Source organism: Paraclostridium sp., from assembly GCF_051657365.1.
GTDB lineage: Bacteria > Bacillota > Clostridia > Peptostreptococcales > Peptostreptococcaceae > Paraclostridium.
Genome location: NZ_JBOFKN010000097.1, coordinates 1 through 21,358, shown reverse-complemented (window position 1 = coordinate 21,358; position 21,358 = coordinate 1). Strand labels below are relative to the sequence as shown.

General features: G+C 26.6%; 20 protein-coding genes. 6 read left to right on the top strand and 14 right to left on the bottom strand.

Going from position 1 to position 21,358, the window contains the following annotated elements; all coding sequences use genetic code 11:
• Nucleotides 1-31: 31 nt before the first annotated feature.
• From ACRCYC_RS06875 to ACRCYC_RS06850, 6 genes are all read right to left on the bottom strand, one after another.
• A complete protein-coding gene (locus tag ACRCYC_RS06875) occupies nt 32-1,441 on the bottom strand; it encodes a sensor histidine kinase (RefSeq protein ID WP_438618388.1) in 1,410 nt (469 codons plus the stop codon).
• Nucleotide 1,442: 1 nt separating this feature from the next.
• On the bottom strand, nt 1,443-2,165 hold the full coding sequence (locus ACRCYC_RS06870; protein ID WP_438618387.1) for a response regulator transcription factor: 723 nt from the start codon (nt 2,163-2,165) through the stop codon (nt 1,443-1,445).
• A 171-nt stretch (nt 2,166-2,336) separates the two neighbouring features.
• Nucleotides 2,337-3,356 carry a hypothetical protein gene (locus ACRCYC_RS06865; RefSeq protein WP_438618386.1) on the bottom strand — a complete coding sequence of 340 codons (1,020 nt, stop codon included), beginning with the start codon at nt 3,354-3,356 and terminating at the stop codon, nt 2,337-2,339.
• A gap of 69 nt (nt 3,357-3,425) precedes the next feature.
• A complete protein-coding gene (locus tag ACRCYC_RS06860; protein WP_438618385.1) occupies nt 3,426-4,184 on the bottom strand; it encodes an ABC transporter permease in 759 nt (252 codons plus the stop codon).
• Between the two features lie 2 nt (nt 4,185-4,186).
• Nucleotides 4,187-5,074, bottom strand: a complete 888-nt coding sequence (locus ACRCYC_RS06855) for an ABC transporter ATP-binding protein (protein WP_438618384.1) — start codon at nt 5,072-5,074, stop codon at nt 4,187-4,189.
• A 169-nt stretch (nt 5,075-5,243) separates the two neighbouring features.
• Entirely contained in the window at nt 5,244-6,116 is an 873-nt protein-coding gene (locus ACRCYC_RS06850; protein ID WP_438618383.1) for a YitT family protein, read from the bottom strand.
• A 593-nt stretch (nt 6,117-6,709) separates the two neighbouring features.
• Here ACRCYC_RS06850 and ACRCYC_RS06845 point away from each other — a divergent pair.
• Nucleotides 6,710-8,341 carry a Na/Pi cotransporter family protein gene (locus ACRCYC_RS06845; protein ID WP_438618382.1) on the top strand — a complete coding sequence of 544 codons (1,632 nt, stop codon included), beginning with the start codon at nt 6,710-6,712 and terminating at the stop codon, nt 8,339-8,341.
• Nucleotides 8,342-8,457: 116 nt separating this feature from the next.
• Complete coding sequence (locus tag ACRCYC_RS06840) at nt 8,458-9,162, top strand: hypothetical protein (RefSeq protein WP_438618381.1); 705 nt, start codon at nt 8,458-8,460, stop codon at nt 9,160-9,162.
• Nucleotides 9,163-9,226: 64 nt separating this feature from the next.
• Here ACRCYC_RS06840 and eam read toward each other — a convergent pair whose 3' ends face one another.
• The 4 genes from eam to ACRCYC_RS06820 form a co-directional block, all read right to left on the bottom strand.
• Nucleotides 9,227-10,492 (bottom strand): glutamate 2,3-aminomutase, encoded by a 1,266-nt coding sequence (eam, locus tag ACRCYC_RS06835; protein WP_438618380.1) that lies wholly within the window; start codon nt 10,490-10,492, stop codon nt 9,227-9,229.
• Nucleotides 10,493-10,703: 211 nt separating this feature from the next.
• The gene (locus ACRCYC_RS06830) at nt 10,704-11,342 is read right to left on the bottom strand and encodes an isochorismatase family cysteine hydrolase (RefSeq protein WP_438618379.1); all 639 of its coding nucleotides are present in this window, start codon (nt 11,340-11,342) and stop codon (nt 10,704-10,706) included.
• Between the two features lie 109 nt (nt 11,343-11,451).
• Nucleotides 11,452-12,069: a HutD family protein gene (locus tag ACRCYC_RS06825; RefSeq protein WP_438618378.1), complete on the bottom strand. Its 618-nt coding sequence runs from the start codon at nt 12,067-12,069 to the stop codon at nt 11,452-11,454.
• Between the two features lie 153 nt (nt 12,070-12,222).
• The gene (locus ACRCYC_RS06820) at nt 12,223-12,411 is read right to left on the bottom strand and encodes a hypothetical protein (RefSeq protein ID WP_438618377.1); all 189 of its coding nucleotides are present in this window, start codon (nt 12,409-12,411) and stop codon (nt 12,223-12,225) included.
• Nucleotides 12,412-12,612: 201 nt separating this feature from the next.
• On the opposite strand from ACRCYC_RS06820, the gene ACRCYC_RS06815 reads away from it, so the two are divergent.
• Nucleotides 12,613-13,137, top strand: a complete 525-nt coding sequence (locus tag ACRCYC_RS06815; RefSeq protein ID WP_438618376.1) for a 2'-5' RNA ligase family protein — start codon at nt 12,613-12,615, stop codon at nt 13,135-13,137.
• A 97-nt stretch (nt 13,138-13,234) separates the two neighbouring features.
• Here the strand turns inward: ACRCYC_RS06815 and ACRCYC_RS06810 are convergent, their stop codons facing one another.
• The 4 genes from ACRCYC_RS06810 to ACRCYC_RS06795 all read right to left on the bottom strand — a co-directional run bounded on the left by ACRCYC_RS06810 (nt 13,235) and on the right by ACRCYC_RS06795 (nt 16,492).
• The gene (locus tag ACRCYC_RS06810; RefSeq protein WP_438618375.1) at nt 13,235-14,953 is read right to left on the bottom strand and encodes a methyl-accepting chemotaxis protein; all 1,719 of its coding nucleotides are present in this window, start codon (nt 14,951-14,953) and stop codon (nt 13,235-13,237) included.
• Nucleotides 14,954-15,363: 410 nt separating this feature from the next.
• On the bottom strand, nt 15,364-15,567 hold the full coding sequence (locus tag ACRCYC_RS06805) for a hypothetical protein (RefSeq protein ID WP_438618374.1): 204 nt from the start codon (nt 15,565-15,567) through the stop codon (nt 15,364-15,366).
• 82 nt (nt 15,568-15,649) lie between these two features.
• Entirely contained in the window at nt 15,650-16,171 is a 522-nt protein-coding gene (locus ACRCYC_RS06800) for a cob(I)yrinic acid a,c-diamide adenosyltransferase (protein WP_438618373.1), read from the bottom strand.
• Between the two features lie 129 nt (nt 16,172-16,300).
• A complete protein-coding gene (locus ACRCYC_RS06795) occupies nt 16,301-16,492 on the bottom strand; it encodes a DUF1450 domain-containing protein (RefSeq protein ID WP_438618372.1) in 192 nt (63 codons plus the stop codon).
• Between the two features lie 340 nt (nt 16,493-16,832).
• Here ACRCYC_RS06795 and ACRCYC_RS06790 point away from each other — a divergent pair, with 340 nt between their 5' ends.
• From ACRCYC_RS06790 to typA, 3 genes are all read left to right on the top strand, one after another.
• Complete coding sequence (locus ACRCYC_RS06790) at nt 16,833-17,444, top strand: acetate uptake transporter (protein ID WP_438618371.1); 612 nt, start codon at nt 16,833-16,835, stop codon at nt 17,442-17,444.
• 215 nt (nt 17,445-17,659) lie between these two features.
• Nucleotides 17,660-19,081 (top strand): spore germination protein, encoded by a 1,422-nt coding sequence (locus ACRCYC_RS06785; protein ID WP_438618369.1) that lies wholly within the window; start codon nt 17,660-17,662, stop codon nt 19,079-19,081.
• A gap of 258 nt (nt 19,082-19,339) precedes the next feature.
• Nucleotides 19,340-21,166, top strand: a complete 1,827-nt coding sequence (gene typA, locus ACRCYC_RS06780) for a translational GTPase TypA (protein ID WP_438618368.1) — start codon at nt 19,340-19,342, stop codon at nt 21,164-21,166.
• Nucleotides 21,167-21,358: the final 192 nt, after the last annotated feature.

The window sequence follows — 21,358 nt, the reverse complement described above, 5'->3', positions numbered from 1 at the left end:
ATAGGTCTTGTATAAAAAGGCCTATCCTTTGTTAATTTATAAATATTCTTACTTCAGTTCCTTTTCCAACTTCGCTATTTATATCTACATTAAAATCATGTGCTGTTATAATGTCCTTTGCTATAGCCATTCCAAGCCCAGATCCTTTATGTACTTCTCCAGTATTTGTTCCTCTATAATATCTATCAAATATCCTATCTAAATCAGGTTTTTTAATTCCTTTTCCATCATCTTTTATACTTATAATTACTTTTTCTTCATTTTCATAGTTTATACTTACCGCAATATTAATATTCCTATCATTATGTATAAGAGCATTATACACAAGATTGTTTATAACCCTCTTAAAAAGCATGCTGTCAACTTGTTTTTTTATAACATCTTTATTTGTTATAAACTCAATGTGACTACTTGAATATTTAGGATCATTAAGTATTTGTATTATACAGTCTTTAACTATCCTAACTATGTTTTCTTCACTTTTGTTTAGTACGTTATCACTACTTTTTAACTTCATAGTTAAATTTAAATCATCTACTAATTCTTTTATATACTCTGATTTATCATTTATTATAATCCCATACTCTTTAGCTTCTTCCATATCTATATCGTATTCTTCATCACTTAAAATCTCAGCATATCCTTTTATAGACGACAATGGAGTTTTTATATCATGAGATATATTTGCTATCCATTCTTGTTTTAATTTATCTAATTTTTTTCTTTCAATTTCATTGCTTTTCAATGTATCCGATAACTTATTTAACTTTCTATATACACTTTGATATAACCCTTTTTCCTTATAAAAAATTTCATATTTTCCTTCCTCTAAATTTTCCACCCCTGTAATTATATTTTTCATCGGTTTAGTTAATCTTTTACTAAATATATATCCAACTATTAATGCTATTATTAAATCTATAAACAATATAAACCATACTATTTTGCTTATTGTAGTAATAAAGTTAACTGGATTATATGCTATCATATATTTTTGTAATTGATTTATTGGAAATCCGATTATATATGTGTATTCCTTCCCATGTATATTTTTACTAGATACTAATACATTATCTGATCCCGCATTATCAAATCCACCTCCATACTTATATCCATTTATAAGTTCTATTGGAGTATGTTTTTTATTCAATTTAGCTGGTGCATTATATCTATATACCTCATTTGAATTTTCATCTAAAATCTGTATCCATCTCTCATTTTTATTTAATATACTTAACCCATTTTTATTTACAAATATATTATTGCCTTGTTGAGATATATATTTACTGAAATTTCTAGTAAAGTTATCCTCTGTTCGTTCTGGAGCCTTATAATTATTTGAAATTATTATTCCTATTATTCCAACTATATTTAGGACCGTAACTATCATAACTACACATATAATACTTAATACATATTTAAAAGTTATTTTCCAATTCATATTAATCTTCCTTTAATGTTAATTTGTATCCTAGCCCTTTTATATTTTTTATGTATTTAGGCTTTGATGGATTATCTTCTATTTTTTCTCTTAATCTTCTTATATGTACCATTATAGTATTATCATATCCTATAAAATCATCTCCCCAAACTTCATCACAAAACCTTTCTTTACTTATGATTTGTTCCATATGTTTCGCCATATATAAAAGCATTTTAAATTCTTTTGCTTTAAGTACTATAGGCTCTCCATTCTTTTTTACTTCTACACTTTCTTCATCTATCTCAAAAGGTCCAAATATTAATTTTTCTTTTTTCGACTCACCTTTTATAGAGTTTAAAATTAAATTTTTCTTTAAGTTAAGTTTAATTCTAAGGGCGACTTCCTTAGGACTAAATGGTTTAGTTATATAATCATCAGCTCCTAATGCTAAACCTAACACCCTATCCATTTCTTCTGTTTTTGCTGATAGAAATAATACCGGCACTTGTGATATTTGTCTTATCTCTTTAAATACATCATAACCCTCTTTATCTGGTAGCATTATATCTAATACAACTATATCAATATTTTCTTTTTTAAATATTTCAATTGCTTCATTTCCAGTTTCTGATGTATATATATTTTTAAACCCTTCTTTTTTAAGAACTGTACTTAATAATTTCAATATATCAACTTCATCATCTACTAATAGTATATTTTTTTCTTTTATTATACTTTCCATATAAACCTCCACCGTAGCATTTTAATAATCTAAAATTACCTATGTTATTTTCTATATATATTATCGGTATTTATAAACTCTATTTTATCCAAAATAGAGTTTGTTTACAAATTAATCAAAAATGGATTATAGCTATTTTTATAAACATATAGCTATAATCCATTTTTGATTTTATTTACTTAAAATTCTTCTAAATATATATATATTTAAGACTATCCCAAATATCAATATTGCAATCAAATTAGCATACCCTAAACTTATTATACCTATACTTTGCCCAAATATATTTACAGTTCCTAAATAATTTCCTATAACCATCTGTGGATTCATAAGTATGTCTATATAATTCGAATATTTAATTACACTTACAAATTCTGTTGGCAGAAATCTAATTAAACTTATTAACTTTCCTATTATTAAAAATACAGTTATGCCTACTATAGATTCAACTGAATTTTTAGTTATAAAAGAAAAGAAACTTGCAAATACGCCAATGCTAACAAATATAGTCATCATAGTATATATATTTATCATAGTATATAAGTTTATAGTCATAGGTTTTAATATAGTAACTACATCAATAATTCTATATGCTTGTAATCCACCGTTTACAGGGCTTCCATATTGTATAATTGTTATGATTCCTATTACTACTATATAAATAAAATATATTAACACTGGTATTATTATAGATAAATTAAGCTTTGAAAGTAATACTTTATATTTATTCTTACTAGATAAAACTATAGAATCTACATTTGATAATTTTTCATCTGTGTATATATTTGAAAATATATATATAATTATGCCTAGTATTACAAATCCTGCAAAAGCATTCCCTAGTCTATAATTAAAAACTTTATAAAAACTTATATTTTTATATTTATTCCCACTATCTGATTTGAGTTTTTCTTGTGCCATATGCCCAATTTTTTTTGTAAGTACATCATTTTTTTCATTTATAGGCTCTACCATTTTTAACTCTGATACTTTTTCCTTTAACTTTTCATTAGCTATAATGCTACCTTCTCTTGTATCTGTAATATAATTACCTTTATCATCAATATATGAATTTTCAGTTTCTAAACTTGGCTTTAAAAAACTCATCATCACACATAGTAATATTAATATTATACCTGAAATTAATATTGATTTATTTTTAAGTAATTTTCTTATTTCCCATTTAATCATTTTTACCTCCTACAGATGTTATATATATTTATGTTGATTAGTATTACTATTCTTAAGTTATACAACTACCTATCTTTCTTCTAAAAAACCTCGATTCGTAAGTTTGTATAATATATATACACCTATAACTACTATCAATGCAAATACTATAAAAGCAGCAGGAGTTAATCCATACCTTACAAGCTCTGAACTATACATTCCCCACAAAGGTGTAAATCCTAATATTTTACTACTAACAAAACTATTTAATAAGTATGGTAGCCCCATTATTATTCCACCTATAAAAAATGGTACTACAGCTTTTGTGCTTATCGAAGATAACCATAATCCTAATTGCGCAAATAAGAAAGATCCTAAAACTATAGTTACACCAACTATAATAATCATTTGTAAAACAGTTATATTTGAGCCACTATTTCCAAAATACCAAATATTTTTTATACTCATATCTAAACCTTTAAAATTATTTCCTACTATGATTTTAATACTCATAATTAAAAGCATTGATAAATTAATTAAACTTGCCGCTACTCCATAGGCTATACTTTTAGCTAAAACTAATTTATTTTTGCCATTTTTCGTAGACCTTATTATAGATTCCATATTAGAGTTATACTCTAATACAAAACTTCCTGCAAATACACTAAACATTAATATACCCATCAATGGAGCTAGTCCATAAAATTTACTAAATAAATCACCATAACTATCTTCTATTCCAAAGTTTCTAACACTTCCATATGCTAAAAACAAAGAAAATATCCAAAATACTATAAGCCCTTTTTTCTTTATTATTTTTTTAAATTCTGCATTTATAATATTAATCATTCCTATACCTCCCTTGCATCTTCTAAATCAAAATAAAACATATATACATCTTCGAATCTAGGTTCTATAAGTTTAGCATCAAACTCTTTTATTTCATTTTCACTTATTACTCTTAGTTCTATTTCATCCACTCCACGTTGTACACTAACTACTTTATATTTATTTTGTATATCATAAACTTTCTTTTCATCTTCAACTGATATGCTATATACTTTATCTTTCATATCATCTAAAATTTCTCTGTGTGTTCCTTTAAGTAATACATTACCATCTTTTATCATTATAGTTTCTTTAGCTACCGATTCTATATCAGAAATTATATGCGTCGATAATATTACGATAGTTTCTTTTCCTATTTGAGATAATAAATTTCTAAATCTAGCTCTCTCTTGTGGGTCAAGTCCTGCTGTGGGTTCATCTAGTATAAGTATTTTAGGTTCATTTAAAAGTGCTTGTGCTATCCCAACCCTTCTTTTCATACCTCCAGAGAATTTTGAAATTGCTTTATTTCTTACTTCATGAAGTCCTACTAAATTCAATAATTTTTCAGTTTTTATTTTAGCTTCATTTTTACCCATACCTTTTAGAGCTCCTATATATAATAAAAAATCTTTTGCACTAAAATTTTTGTAAGCATCAAAATCTTGCGGTAAATATCCTAATACTTCTCTATATTTATCATCTAGCGAATTTATATCTTTTCCGTTATATAATATTTTTCCACTTGTTGGAGTTGTTAATGTAGCTATTTGTTTCATTAAAGTTGTTTTACCTGCTCCATTTGGCCCTAATAACCCATATACACCACTTTCTAACGTTAAGTTTATATTTTCATTTGCTTTTTTATGCTTATATGCTTTTGTTAAATTTACAATTTCTAATTTATTCATAATTACCTCCATATATTTTCTTTGTTGTCATAACTACATTATATTGTGGCAAGCTTAACCTATTATAAACTCAATCTTAAATAATCCTTAAATAATTTAAAAATAAAAAAGCTCTACAATAACTTTCAAATAAAAGTTACATAGAGCTTTTCTTTAATAACATATTTTTCTAACTTTTTAATTGTCTTCTTATTACATGCTCAATTGAAGTCTTTTCAATATTATGGCTATCTGCTAAATAGCTAGTTTCTATTATTGCATTATCATCAATTTGTAATATATTTCTTTTTAAATTTGGGTATGTGAACTTGTCCGTTATACATAAAATAACTTTAGACTTATTACCTAGGTACCCTCCATAACCCTCTAAATATGTTATTGAAATTCCTAAGTTATTTACAATATGATCGCCTACTTCATTATATTTATTTGATATAACAATTATAGATCTTCCTTGATTAAATCCATCTAATATTAAGTCCACTATTTTAGTCATTATATATATTATAGTAAGAGAAAACATGGCACTTTCAATGTCAAATACTATAGCTGTTATAACTAAAACTACAATATTTATACTCATTAAGAATGTAGATACAGGTATTTTAAATTTTTGATTCGCCCATATAGCTAACATTTCACTTCCATCTATTGCTCCTCCAAATTTAATGACTGTTCCTGCTCCTAATCCTATGGTTACCCCACCATATATAACTATTAAAAATTCAGATGTTGTAACAGGTGGTATAGGTGTCAGTAAGTACAAAAATATTGATGACCATAAATTTGCCAATAATGTCTTAAATAAGAACATCCTATCAAATGATTTTGATGTAAACAATAAAATAGGTATATTAAAAGCAATCAAAAGTATGAACATAGGTATATTTGTTAAAGAATTAATTATCACTGATAGAGCTGTCGTTCCACTATCTACCATACCATTTGGAGATAATATCAGTTCTAATCCCATAGCAACGATCAAAGAACCTATTGATATCATTATTAGCTCATAAATTGTTCTTAATTTATTTTTCTTCATTTTATCACCTCGTATTTAAATTTTTATTTTTTATCAATTTTTATAATTAATATTTTAATATTATTTAATTTGCATTATATTTTTATACTCTATGATTGTATATTACAATAAACGTGCTGCATATTCAAGAATTTTCTGAAAATTTCATTCAAAACACCTTACTTAATACTTCTATATATAGTAACTAAAGAATCTATTTATATTACTACTCCCCTACTAATTATTATTATCTCCTAAATGTTTTTTATAAATTTTTACTTTTATAGTTTAATGTCTTTTGTAAAAAATTTTTAACGTTTAATTATTATGTTAAACTATTTTTACATGTACAAACTCCAATCAAATAGATTCCTTTATAATTCCACTCGAACCTTGATTTTATGCCACTTATAACCCTGTATTACTCTTACTTTCTATACATAATTTCACAGTATATTATATTTTAAATTTAACATATTTTTATAAATGTTAAATTAAAATTTAACATATTCTTAACAAAAGTTGTCGAATTTTCTGTTAATATGTTAGCGTACATAAAAAAAGTAAGAATAAAGAAAATAAGAAAATAAACTTTTTTTGAGGAGGCGACAATTTTGTCTATATTTATAAGTCTTATTGGAGGTCTTGGTCTATTCCTTTATGGAATGAATCTAATGGGAGAAGGTCTTCAAAAATCAACAGGTCCTAAACTTGAAAAAGCAATAGAGCTTTTAACTAGTAACGTAGTTATGGGAGTTTTGGTAGGAGCTGTTGTTACAGGAATTATACAAAGTAGTGGTGCCACTACTGTAATGGTAGTTGGATTTGTTAATGCTGGGATAATGACATTATACCAAGCAATCGGAGTTATTATGGGTGCAAATATAGGTACTACTGTAACAGCTCAGTTAGTATCATTTGATGCTAGTATATTCTCATCAATAGCACTTGGAATAGGTATTGTTTTATATATGATTGGTTCGAAATCTAGACCAAATCTTAAAAATATATCAGAAATACTTATAGGTTTTGGTATTTTATTTATAGGTATGGAATTTATGAAAGATGCAGTAGCTCCTTTATCTCAATATGAAGGATTTAGAAGTTTATTAGCAGGACTTGCAGATCATCCATTATTAGCATTGCTTGCTGGATTTGCAATGACTACTTGTCTTCAAAGTTCAAGTGCATCAATGGGTATATTAATTGCTTTATCATCTCAAGGTTTAATGCCTTTAGCTGGAGCACTACCAATATTATATGGAGATAATATTGGTAGTTGTACTACATCACTTATATCAAGTGTCGGTGCAAATAAGAATGCCAAAAGAGCAGCATTAATGCATTTATGTTTTAATGTGATAGGTACAATATTATTCATGGTAGTTCTTAATAAACCTATATCTATGATAGTTACACATTTAGATCCAACAGATACTGCTAGACAAATAGCAAACTCACATACATTATTTAATATAACTAACGTTATTATTTTATTACCATTCTCTAAATATATAGTTAAATTAGTTATGTTACTTATACCTGATAAAAAAGATGAAGAAGAAGAGTATGATAACCGCATAACAAAATATTTAGATGAGAGAATGTTAGAAACTCCATCTATAGCATTTGGCAATACTATAAGAGAAACACTTAGAATGGGAAATAAAGCAAAAACAAGCTTTACTTGCTCTGTTAATGCTTTACTTGAAAAATCTGAAGAAGATGCCAATACTACATTTGAAAAAGAAAAAGTTTTAAATGAACAACAAAGAAAAGTTTTAGATTACTTAATTAAACTTTCTAATAAAACTCTAGATGATAAGATGAGATTCTCTCTTGACTTATTATTCCATACAGTAAACGATATAGAAAGAGTTGGCGATTTATCTGAGAATATAGCAGAGTTAGCACAAGTTGCTATTCAAAATAAAACTAAAATTTCAGATAATGCTAAATCTGAAATAATAGACATCTACGGTAAGGTGTTAGATGCTTATACTCTTTCACTTGATGCTATGAAACAAAATAATGTCAATTTAGCGAATGATGTTTTAAAAATAGAAGATGAAGTTGATGCTCTTGATAAACTATATAGAGCTAAGCATATGCATAGATTAAATACACATTCATGCAGTATAGATTCAGGTATCATGTATTTAGATTTATTAACTAATCTTGAAAGAATATCTGACCACTCTGCAAGTATAGCTAAAAGAGTTATAAAAATTAATCAAACAAATTAATATATATTAAATTTTTAGGAGATGAAATTTCATCTCCTTTATTTATTATTTTAACAATACATAAGCATATACATAGTATAAATATATAGTATTTATTTTTATAAGGGGGAGTTATCGTGAATAAAAGTAAAGTCGTACTAAGCACTAAATATGGTGACATCAACGGAGATTCATATCCTGAAAAAATAACTTTAGTTGGAACTCCTTTTGATGAAAATAGTGTATATATTCAAAATTTACAACTTATAATAGAACATAAATCTACTGCTATACAAACTTTTAATATACCCGTTAATGGATATGTCTTTAACCTAGCTCTTATCGATGTATTAAAAAATAATTTTGAACAAATAATTATAACTGGTCAATATGGAGGTTCTGGTGGATTTGCTATTTTTAGACTTTATGAATATAAAGATGATAAATTAAATCTAATTATTTCTGATGAAACTTTATCCAATCAAATAAATTGTTATGGTACTTATGAAAAAAATAAAACTATATTAATTAGCTGTTTAGAAACTAATAAGCTATATACTATTGATATTAAAAACAACCCTAAAGTTTATTTAGATTTAATTTATGATGAAAATGGAAATGTTATTAAAAACTTAACTCCTATAATATCTGATGTCAATACAGTTTATCCAATACTCGCTCCATACAATAAATTTTATAGCTTACAAGTTCAACAACGTATTATAGGTATTTCCAATAGTGACACTCTAGGCGTTCTACAATCAATAATTGAAGTCAATAAAAAAGGTAACATATCAATCAAAGAACAATATGTGATTAAATTTGTATTAGAATTAGATTAAATAAAATAAAAAGCAGTTATAGCTTTAATTACTAGCTTGTCTGCTTTTTATTTTATTTAAATTATTATCTAATAGTTTTATCTATCATATCTTTTACATTTACGGATTTATGGTCATCAACCTTAACAACTTCGCCTTCCCAAGTTCTTATCATTATATAATCAGACCCTTTTGATATTAAATATTGTGGGAGTAATGGAGTTTTTCCTTTTCCTTTCGGCGCATTTATTATATAAGTTGGAATTGCCATACCTGAAGTATACCCTCTTAAATACTCCATAATTTCCATTCCTTCATCTATAGATGTATTAAAATGAGTTGTTCCTTTTACATGTTTACTATGAAATATATAGTATGGTTTAACTCTTATTTTAAGTAATTCATGATTCAAGCTTCTCATTAAATATTTATCATTATTTACACCATTTAAAAGAACTGCTTGATTTCCAAGTGGAACTCCATTATTAGCTAATTTCTCACAAGCTTTTTTAGTTTCTTCTGTTATTTCCATAGGATGATTGAAGTGAGTATTTATATATATAGGATGATATTTTTTTATCATCTCGCAAAACTCATCTGTTATTCTTTGTGGCATAGTTACTAAAGTTCTACTTCCAAGTCTTATATAGTCTACGTGTTTAATACTTCTTATTTCGCTTATTATCCACTCTAACATAGTATCATTTAGTGTTAAGGGGTCTCCTCCTGTTATAAGTACATCTCTTATTTCTTCATTATCCCTTATATAATTTATAGATTCTTGTATAATATCTTTGCTCTTTTGACAGTCTTCTTGCCCTATATTTCTTCTTCTTTGACAATGTCTACAATACATTGCACATTCATTTGTTACATTTATTATTAATCTATCAGGGTATCTTCTAGTTATACTTCCTGCTGGGTTTGTAAATTCTTCTCCCATTGGATCTAAATCATCTATTGAGTCATCTAATTCTATATATGATGGTATAGACATTAATTTTATGGCATCATATGGATCTTTAGGATCAATTAAACTTAAGTAGTATGGTGATATTGCCCATCTAAATTGACTTTCTACCTCTTTTATATTTTTTATTTCCTTTGGAGTTAATTCTAAAATTTTTGATAAAGTTTCAGAATCAGTTATTCTATTTGATAATTGCCACTTATAATCATTCCAGTTTTCTTCACTACCATTTAAAACCTCTAATATATGTTTTTTACGCATTTCTATTTCTTTTGCCTGTTCAAGACCTTTTGGAATTGTATTTTTTATATTTATATAATCTTCTATTCTTGATTTTAATTCTTTTGCTCTTTCTAATGAAATTTTATTGTTTTCATTCATAATCAATTTTACCAAGGTTTTAACCTTAGTTTTCCCCTTTCTAAATCATTGTATATTTTTTAACGTTTTCTATTGAATTATAACTTGCATCTCGTTTTCCCTTTGAATATATTCTATCAGAACTTAGCTGATTTTTCAATAAATTCTGAAATTTATCTACATTAAAACACCCTAAATGACTGCTTAATAGCAGGTTTAGGGTGTTGACTGTTTATACTTCAATATTTTTTACAACTTCAATTCCATTTTGTATCATACTATTTAAAAATACTATATTCATAATATCTGAATTATGAATCTTAGGTATATGATATGTATCTACTAATTCTATAGGTACTATAATATTTTTGTCAATATTATTTTGGTTAAAATAAGCTTTTAATGTAACTACAAATTGATATATACAAATATCTGTACAATCTCCAACTACTATAATGTTTTCATAGTTCTTAAGGTCAACATTGTCTAAACAAAAAAATCCATTAGTGGAATTTTTAGGTATTACTTTTATATTATCTATATTTTTTATTTCATCCACTAAGTCACTTTCAATATCATTATTTAAACAATGAGTTGGGTAACTTCTTAATTCTATAGAATCAATCGTGTGATTATCGGTAAATGCAATAATTTCACATCCCTTATCATCTAAAATTTTAACTAATTTTTCAATTGGATTAATTAAAGCTTCCACTCTATCAGAATATAAAGCTCCTCCTTTTGCAAAACCATTGTTCATATCAATTACTACAAGCATAGTTTCTTTTAAATTTAAATCACTCAAACTTTTAATTTTCAAGTTTTCTAAATTTTCTTTCATATATTGTAAATCTTTTATTAAATTTTCCATATCTCCACCCCTAATTAAATGTTTTCATTACTTCAATTTTAATATTTAAAAATAGAAAAGTACAGTTATTAAGATATTTTTTTACTTAATAACTGTACTTTTCTTGATCTTAATAATATATTGTACTTTTAATTATGTCTATATTATTATCTAATTGATTTATTAATTTTAGTTTTTTGAAACAATTATTTCTCTTTTTTACAATAACCAAATCGCCTTCATCTATCTTTAACAATTTCCCTGATTCTAACTCTATATTAAAATTTCCATTTAGACTATATAGTGTATTAAATATATATCTATAATTAGATTTCTCTATATTTTCTTTATCTTCTATAAATACCTTTGATTTAAGATTTATATGTTCTAATTTGCCACTACACCCTTTATTAGTCATCAAATTAAAATCTGTAGCTTTTCCGTAACTTCTTGTATCCCAGTTCCCATAGAAACTATCAACGTCAAACTTATTTAGTGTTATTTCATGATGGTTTTTGTGCTTTAATAATAATTCGCCATCTATTACCATTAATTGTCTTTCAACTTCTTGTAATTTAGTAAAAATCGATTCATCATGCTCAACTATAGCAGAACTTATTCTCCACTTAAAATCTCTACTTTCATATGATGAGTTTTCAGGGTATATGTATAACTGAGTTGTTTTTCCCCCAGACCACGTATTAGTTTTGTAACTTTGTTTTTTTATAATCTTAATATTATAAGACAAAGCTTCCCCCCCTATCAAATTTACACTATATATTTTAATATTTAATTAAATTATATACTAAAAATTATGTTTATATGAGTTAAGTACACTATTTAAATATAAAAACCTTAAAGAATTAATTATTCTTTAAGGTTTTTAATTAAATTCATAAAATTAATTGCTAATTCTATCTATACTTCCTAATGCTATATGAGCAACTCCTGCACCAACTAAAAGTGCTCCTGCCATGTTTTTATAATCATGTTTATCAAACTTATTTTTTTTATTCTGCTTAGCATCTAATGTGATACCTGCTGTTGTTACTGCTACTCCTAAAACTATCGGCATCATACCTTTTTTCATTTTAAACTCCTCCTGTTGATAACAATATTAAGATTAGTAAACTTTAATATCTTTACACTTATACTTCTCTTTTTTTAAATTTAAATTCTAAGTAATTTTTTCATGTTTTGCCTTAAATAAATAATAAATTCAATTTAAATTCTTTATATTTTTTATAAACTTTGCTATACTTATTAATATCAATTATATTAGGAGGATTTTATGAGATATGTAATAGTATCTGTTCTTAAAGGAGAAGCAGGGATATTCAATAATAAAATAAAAAAAGAAATTTATAAAAAATTCAATGTTAAATCATCTAAATTACCGCCTCATTTTACTATAAAGTCCCCATTTGAAGCTAATAATATAGATTCCATTGATTCTATTATAAAAAACTTTTGTGCATGTAATAATAAATCATATTACAAAATATCAGGTTATGATAATTTTGATGATAGAGTTATATATATGAAAGTTCTTATGGATAAAGATAGCAAAACAATTCATGATAAATTAATTAACTCAATATCAAGTCTAGATTATATAAAATTCAATAATAAAGATGGCAAAGATAAAATTTTTCATATTACTATAGCATCTAAAAAAATCAATAAAATTTTTAATAATATATATGAATATGTAAATACAATTCCTTGCGAATTCAAATGTACTTTTGATAATGTGTCTATTTTTAAATGGGAAAATAATACTTGGGTTTTACATAAGGAGTATTCATTTAAATAATAGGCTTTGTTTTATTTTTTTAATATAATATATAGAAATGGAATAATTAAAACTCCATTTCTATATACCTTAAATATATTACAATTTATTCTAAATTTTAATTTATTCCATCAATATTAAAATTTAGATGACCTTGATAAGTATTCTTATCTTTTAATTTAAAATTATCAATAAGTGATTTTAACATCTGCGCTTGTCCACTTAATTCTTCACTAGCAGCAGCACTTTCTTCTGATGTGGCAGAATTGGTTTGTACTACGCTTGAAATTTGTTCCACACCTAATGTAACTTGATTAATTGCACTAGATTGTTCTTCAGATGCTTTCGCTATTTCATCAACTAATGAAATAGTTTGATTAGTTGTATCAATTATCTTTTGAAGCGATATAGCGGTATTATCTACAATCATGCTACCTTTATCGACTGCATTTATTGAATTTTCAATAAGAGTTGATGTATTTTGCGCAGCTTCTGCTGATTTAGCAGCAAGATTTCTAACTTCATCCGCAACAACTGCAAATCCTTTTCCTGATTCTCCAGCTCTAGCAGCTTCTACTGCAGCATTTAATGCTAATATATTAGTTTGGAATGCTATATCATCTATTGTTTTTATTATTCTTCCTATCTCATTTGATGTGAATGAAATTTCCTGCATAGCTTTTACCATATGTCTCATTTGTTCATTTCCATCTTCAACTTCACGCCCTGCACTCAATGATAGTTCATTAGCTTCTTGAGCATTTTCTGCTGTATCTTTAATTTTTTCAGATATTTCTAAAATAGTTGCAGATAATTCTTGAATTGAACTAGCTTGTTCAGTCGCACCTTGAGCTAGCATTTGAGATCCACTTGATACCTGATTTGAAGCTGCTCCTACTTCTTCTGAAGCTAAATTTATTTGATTCAATGTTTCACTTAAATCTTCAGTTATTCTAATAACTGATTCCTCAATATTTTTAAATACTCCAATATATTCTGTTTCTGGTTCAACATCAAAATCACCAGATGCAATTGACCCTAGAACACGAACTGTATCATTTATAATATCTTTAGTTTTATTACTCATTTGACGCATACTATCTGATAACACACCTAATTCATCTTTTGATTCATATTCAATATCTATATCAAAATCTCCAATGGCCATTTTATTAGCAGCAATTTCGATTTCTTCAATCGGTTCTTTTAATCCTTTTGTAATATAAATACATATAACAACTCCAATAACTATAGATGAGATACAAATTGTTGTAGAAGTTATCATAGCCTTTGAAGCTGTATATTCTATTTCTTTATCAAATCTAATGCCACGTGCTGCTTCATCATCATAAATAGCTTTTGCATTTTTTACACTATCAACATATGCTTGATAGTATCCACTACCATCTGTTATTGCAAGATTTTGTGCACTTTTTGTATCTCCATTATCTATAAAAGTATATATTTGCTGATTTTGTTGTTTTAAATTGGATATAGAACTTTCAAGATCATCTATTAATTTTTTATCTCCTAAAGAATTTTCACGCAATGATTTTATACTTCTCTCAATATTGTCAAAATCTTTTTGAGCTGAAATTTCATGCTCTTTTGGTTTATTACCTGCAATTGAATTCATAACATTTTGATCAATAGAAACTATATCTCTTCGAATACCCATAGAATTGTTTGTTACTTGATATGGACCCTTAAATAATTCATGACTTTGATTGCTTGCTTTCTTTAAATTGAATAATACATAAAAACTTGAAAATGATGTAATCATTAATAAAGCAATAAAAGCTATTCCTAATTTCTTGCCTATTTTTAAATTTTTCATAAACACCCTCCCTTTAAATACATTAATTTCGTTAATTTTTTAGATTTGAACCTCGACTCTATATGATTTACAACAAAATATATTCCATTTTATATCTTAAAATTTAAAAACTAAGTTATAGTTATTAGTTTAATAGAAAATCGATTTCATCATATGATTAACAAAACACTCTTATAATTTATACTCGTGCATAATATACAATTTCCCCATTAAAAATAATTTAAAATTCCAAAAAATGTATATTGCACCTAATTTTTATACGGATAAATAATTATATACTTTAGATATTTATATTAAGTTAACTTATATATATTAATTATAAAGTATAGCTAGTTTTAAATTTAAATATATAATCAAAATCAAAAAAAATAAAAGGGATTTCTATAAATAGAAATCCCTTTTATTTTTTATTATTCTTGTCCTTCTTCATATTCCATGTAATCCTCAACTTCATGACCACATATAGGACACTTGTATATATCTAAACTATACTCAAATTCTTCTCTAGTTTCATTTTCTAAGCCTTCATTTATTATTTCAGTATCTGTTCCCTCTTTATGTTCAACTAAGTCCATAATTTCAACTATACACTTAGGACAATACATTTTGCTCATTATACTTACCTCCACTTATATGATATTTATATATATTAACACTTTGCTTATGTTTTTACTATATAATATCTAAAAAGGTAACTTAAAATTCTATAAGTATTAATTCTTCTTCATAAAATCTAGCTATAGAATATAACACATCTGATAATCTATTTATATATTTTAAAAGCATACTATTTACATTTTCTACTTTATTTAAAGATATAATTCTTCTTTCAGCTCTTCTACACACAGTTCTAGCAATATGTAATCGACTAGATGCTTTACTAGTACCTGGTAATATAAAAGCTCCCATTTCCTCTGTCTTAACAATATATTCATCAATAATATGTTCTAAATTTTCAACATCACCTTCATTTATACAACTTTTAAACTTACCTACTTCTTTAGTTGCAAGCTCTCCACCAACATCAAATAGTTTTTTTTGAATACTCCTCAATATACCTTTATCTTCATTTTTTAAATAATTAATTGCATCTCCTATAAATGAATTTAATTCATCCACTGTTCCATAAGCATCCACTCTCAAATCATCTTTATCTACTCTATTTCCATCATATAAAGATGTTTTTCCGCTATCTCCAGTTTTAGTGTATATTTTCATTTCAAACACTCCTCGTAATTTACATATTGCTATTTTCAATATATATTTAAATACCCATAAGATTTATTTCTTTTAATTTAATATAATATTAAATTAAAAGACTAGATAATTATCTAGTCTTTTAGAATTTTATTTTTTCAATTCTTTTAAAAATAATTCTTCATTTTCTTTTATAATTAATTCCCCATCTATAAACCCAACAGCTTCCTTTTTAAATGAACGACATTGACCTATACAGCCAGTCTTAACATTTTCTTCTCCAACCATTTCTTTTATTTTATTAACATCAACATTTGAACAAAATGGACATACTCTTATCATTTGTAATTCCTCCTAAAAAATCAATTTTCTATGTGTTTATATATACCCTCAAGTGATATATATAAACATATATTCACAATATTTTTTAATTTTAAAAACATTTCTAATTTTACAACTTTAATTTAATAAAATACCCATACTTTCTTACTTAAAATAATAATCTCTATTTTTTATGTTGAATTTAATCTCTATTTTCTTATAAATTCTATATTTTTTAATTTTTCTGTATACTTATTTTTAAAATCATGTTATCATATATACGTACGTGTATTTGTGTATACAAAATGCACTTTAGAAATTATATACTAATTTAGAATTCGCAATTATGGGAGGATTTAAAATGACAAATGAAACAAAAGTGAAAGTTGTAACTGCTGATCCCTCAGCATTAGGGCTTTTCGGACTAGCAATGATAACACTAGTTGCATCATCTCAAAAGTTAGGATTAACTTCAGGTGTATCACTAGTTATACCTTGGGCAATATTTTTAGGAGCTACGGCTCAATTATTCGCGTGTATAAACGACTTTAAACACAATAACGTATTTGGAGCTACTGCATTTGGTGGTTATGCGTTCTTCTGGTATGCAGTTGGATTTACATGGTTAATACAAAATGGAGTATTTGGACCTGAATTAGCAGCTTCTGCTGATCCTAAACAATTAGGATTTGCTTATTTAGGATATTTAATATTCACATTATTTATGACTGTAGGTGCAATGGAAACTCATAAAGTATTATTTATAATATTTGTACTTATAGATTGTTTATTTATAGGATTAACTCTTACTTCATTTGGAGTAATGGAACATGCTTCTCATCAATTTGCAGCATATTCAGAGTTAGGAATAGCTATATTTTCATTCTATGGTTCTGCAGCTGCAGTATTAAATACACATTTTGGAAAAGTATTTTTACCAGTTGGAAAGCCATTTGGAATATTTAAAAAGTAATTTTGTAGGGGGGAATAGTTGTATATAAATTTATAACTTTCTCTAGATATATTTAATATAGACAAAGAGGGAGTATATCCAATTTTTAAATTTGGATATGCTCCCTCTTTTATTATTCTCTTTTACTACTCTATTCTTAAATTTAGAAATCAGTAATAAATATATGTCTTTTGCAAATACTAATACAGATTTAGAAATTTAGAAAGGGTGTTTTTATGATTCTAACCAAAAGTATACATAGAAATGTAGACCTTATGAAAGACCACCTTCCTTTAGACAAAAGTTTTGATGTTATCCAAAGGGAAGTTATAATAGGGGGAAAAAGTTCATATTTATTTTTTATAGATGGCTTTATAAAAGATGAGGTTATGGAAAGAATACTATCAGGTTTTTTCCAAATAACAACCGAAGATTTCAAGTCTATTCATGAATTGAAAGATTTCATACATAAGTATATACCTTATATAGAAGTATCTAAAGAAAATAAATTGAAAAATATCGCTAAGGAAGTACTATCTGGTCCTATGGCAATACTTTTAGATGGTTTTGATGAGGCTATTATATTAGATGTTAGAACTTATCCTGTTCGCGGTATAGGAGAACCTGAAAAAGAAAAAGCTTTAAAAGGAGCTAAGGATGGATTCGTTGAAACCATCGTATTTAATACAGCTCTTGTTAGAAGAAGAGTAAAAGATCCAGATCTTATATTTGAAATGTTTAATGTTGGTAAAAGGTCTCAAACCGATGTTGTTGTAGGATACATAGATGGACTAGTCGAAGATAAGACCCTTAAACAATTAAAAGAACACATAACCAAAATAAACGTTAAGTCCTTGGTTATGAGTGAACAAAGCATAGTTGAAGCTTTAGTTCAAAGTAAATGGTATAATCCATTTCCCAAGGCTAGGTATACAGAACGCCCAGATGTTGCAGCTGCACATATCTTAGAAGGTAAAATTTTATTAATTATCGATAATTCACCTAATGCAATTATATTACCTACTACTATATTTGATTTTTTACAAGATGTAGATGATTTTTATCAACCAGTTATTATAGGTAATTATTTGAGAATAATAAGAAATTTCACATTAATTACAACGTTACTCTTAACACCTTTATATACCTTAGCTATTAGGTATGCATATAAACTTCCTGATTGGCTAGTATTTATTACCCCCAAAGATCCATATGATGTCCCTATTTTTCTTCAATTTTTAATACTAGAATTTTCTATGGATGCACTCCAACTAGCATCACTTAATACACCAGGTTCTTTAGGTATGTCCCTCTCTGTAGTTGGAGCTCTTATTCTAGGTGATTTTGCTGTTCAAACAGGATGGTTTATTCCACATACGATTTTATATATGGCTATAGTTGCTTTAGGTAGTTTTTCTCAGCCAAGTGTAGATCTCGGTTATTCAATAAAAATGATAAGAATTTTACTGCTCTTATTAACAGCTATATTTAATTTAAAAGGTTTTATAGCCGGTATCATTATTGCTTTTATACTTCTTGCAACAAATAAAACAATTACAGGAAAAAGTTACCTATACCCTCTTATACCTTTTGAATTTAGTGCTCTTAAAAGATTGCTTTTTAGAGTCAAACTGGATACTGAAAATGAAAATGAATAATAAACGTAAAAATATGACATCATTAATATGGTGTCATATTTTTACGTTCATTATTTCAATTAACTACCTTATTTGCTTATATATTCTTAGAGCAAAATTCAATTTTAAATCACATACTAAGTTTGTGTAATGTTTGCATATTGATTATTTTTAATAAATAATTAATTAAAATTTAAAATATAAAATTTAATTAATTTTACAATTCCAAAGCTGTATGGTATACTAAGTAGGTTATTTTAAAAAAAGGAGATTATCGATATGACAACTAAGAATAAAATCGTAAATATTGCCGTTATCGCCCACGTCGATGCTGGTAAATCAACATTAGTTGATGCTTTCTTATCACAAACAGGAACTTTCAGAGAGAACGAAGTAGTAAAAGACTGTGTAATGGATAGCAATGACTTAGAAAAAGAAAGAGGTATAACAATATACTCTAAAAACTGTGCTATTAACTATAAGGATTATAAAATAAATATAGTTGATACACCAGGACATAGTGACTTCTCTTCTGAGGTTGAGCGTGTTATAAAAACTGTTGATACAGTTATCTTATTAGTAGATGCTAGTGAAGGACCAATGCCTCAAACTAGATTCGTTTTACAAAAATCATTAGAGTTAGGTTTAAGACCTATATTATTCATAAACAAGATAGACAAAAGTGATCAAAGAGCAGAAGAAGTAGTAGACGAAGTATTTGACTTATTCGTTGACTTAAATGCAAATGATGAACAATGTGAATTCCCTATAATATACGGAGTAGCTAAGCAAGGTATTGCTAAATTAGAAATGGATGATGATAGTACTGATCTTTCTCCATTATTCGAAACAGTAATAAACCACGTTTCTGCTTATCCTGATTATGATGCTGAAGATTTACAACTTCAAATATCAGCTCTTGCATATGATGATTATGTAGGTAGACTTGGTATAGGTAGAGTTTATAAAGGAACTGTTAAAAATGGTTCTCAAGTTTCTATATGTAAAGCTGATGGAACTGTTGCTAAAGGAAAAATATCTAAACTTACAGTTTATGAAGGTTTAGTTCAAGTTGAAAAAGATGAAGTAGGTTCAGGAGAAATAGTTGTTGTAGCTGGTATGCCAGATATATCTATAGGTGAAACTATATGTAACCCAGATGCTCCAAAACCTATGGAAATGATCCACATAGAAGAACCAACATTATCTATGAACTTCTTAGTTAATGATTCTCCATTCTGTGGTAAGAGTGGTAAGTTCGTTACTACTAGACATATAAAAGATAGATTAGATAAAGAGTTAGAAGTTAACGTTGGACTTAAAGTTGAGCCAATGGATACAAGTGACGGATATAGAGTATCTGGACGTGGAGAACTTCACTTATCTATATTACTTGAAAATATGAGACGTGAAGGATACGAAATAGGTGTATCTAAGCCAGAAGTTTTACTTCATAAAGAAGATGGTAAATTAATGGAACCAATGGAAAGAGTTATAGTTAACTGTCCAGAAATTTACTCAGGAACTGTTATAAATAAATTAAATTTAAGAAAAGCTATGATGGAAGCTATGGAAATAGAAGGAGATTATGTTAAAATAACATTTATAGCTCCTACTAGAGGACTTTTAGGTTATAGAAGTGAATTCATAAATGATACTCGTGGAGAAGGAACTATAGTTAGATCTTTCGCTAGATACGAAGATCACAAAGGTGCTATACCTGGAAGAACTAATGGAGTTTTAGTTGCTCACGGTCCTGGAACTACTATGGCTTATTCTTTAGCTGCTTTAAGCGAAAGAGCTTCAATGTTCGTTGATCCAGGTGTTGATGTTTACGAAGGTATGATAATCGGTATGAACTCAAGAAAAGATGATATGGTTGTTAATGCATGTAAAAACAAGAAATTAACTAACGTTCGTTCTTCTGGTACTGATGATGCTGTTAAATTAAACCCTGCTAAGCATTTCACTTTAGAAGAAGCTTTAGAATTTATAGATGATGATGAGTTAGTTGAAATAACTCCAGATGCTATAAGATTAAGAAAAAGATTCTTAAATGAAACTGAGAGATTAAGATATAACAAATCAAGACAGTCAAGTAAGTAATTTCAAAAAGAAGTCGTAATAACGACTTCTTTTTTTATTATCATTATTCCCTATTTTCGCATTATATTTAAACTATAATAATAATTTAGAGTTATATCATGTTAAAACTCTAGATCATCTAATCTTATTTTTTCTAATAATTTATTATTTAATACAACTTAATTATCTACTTTCTATCTCTTAAAACTATAT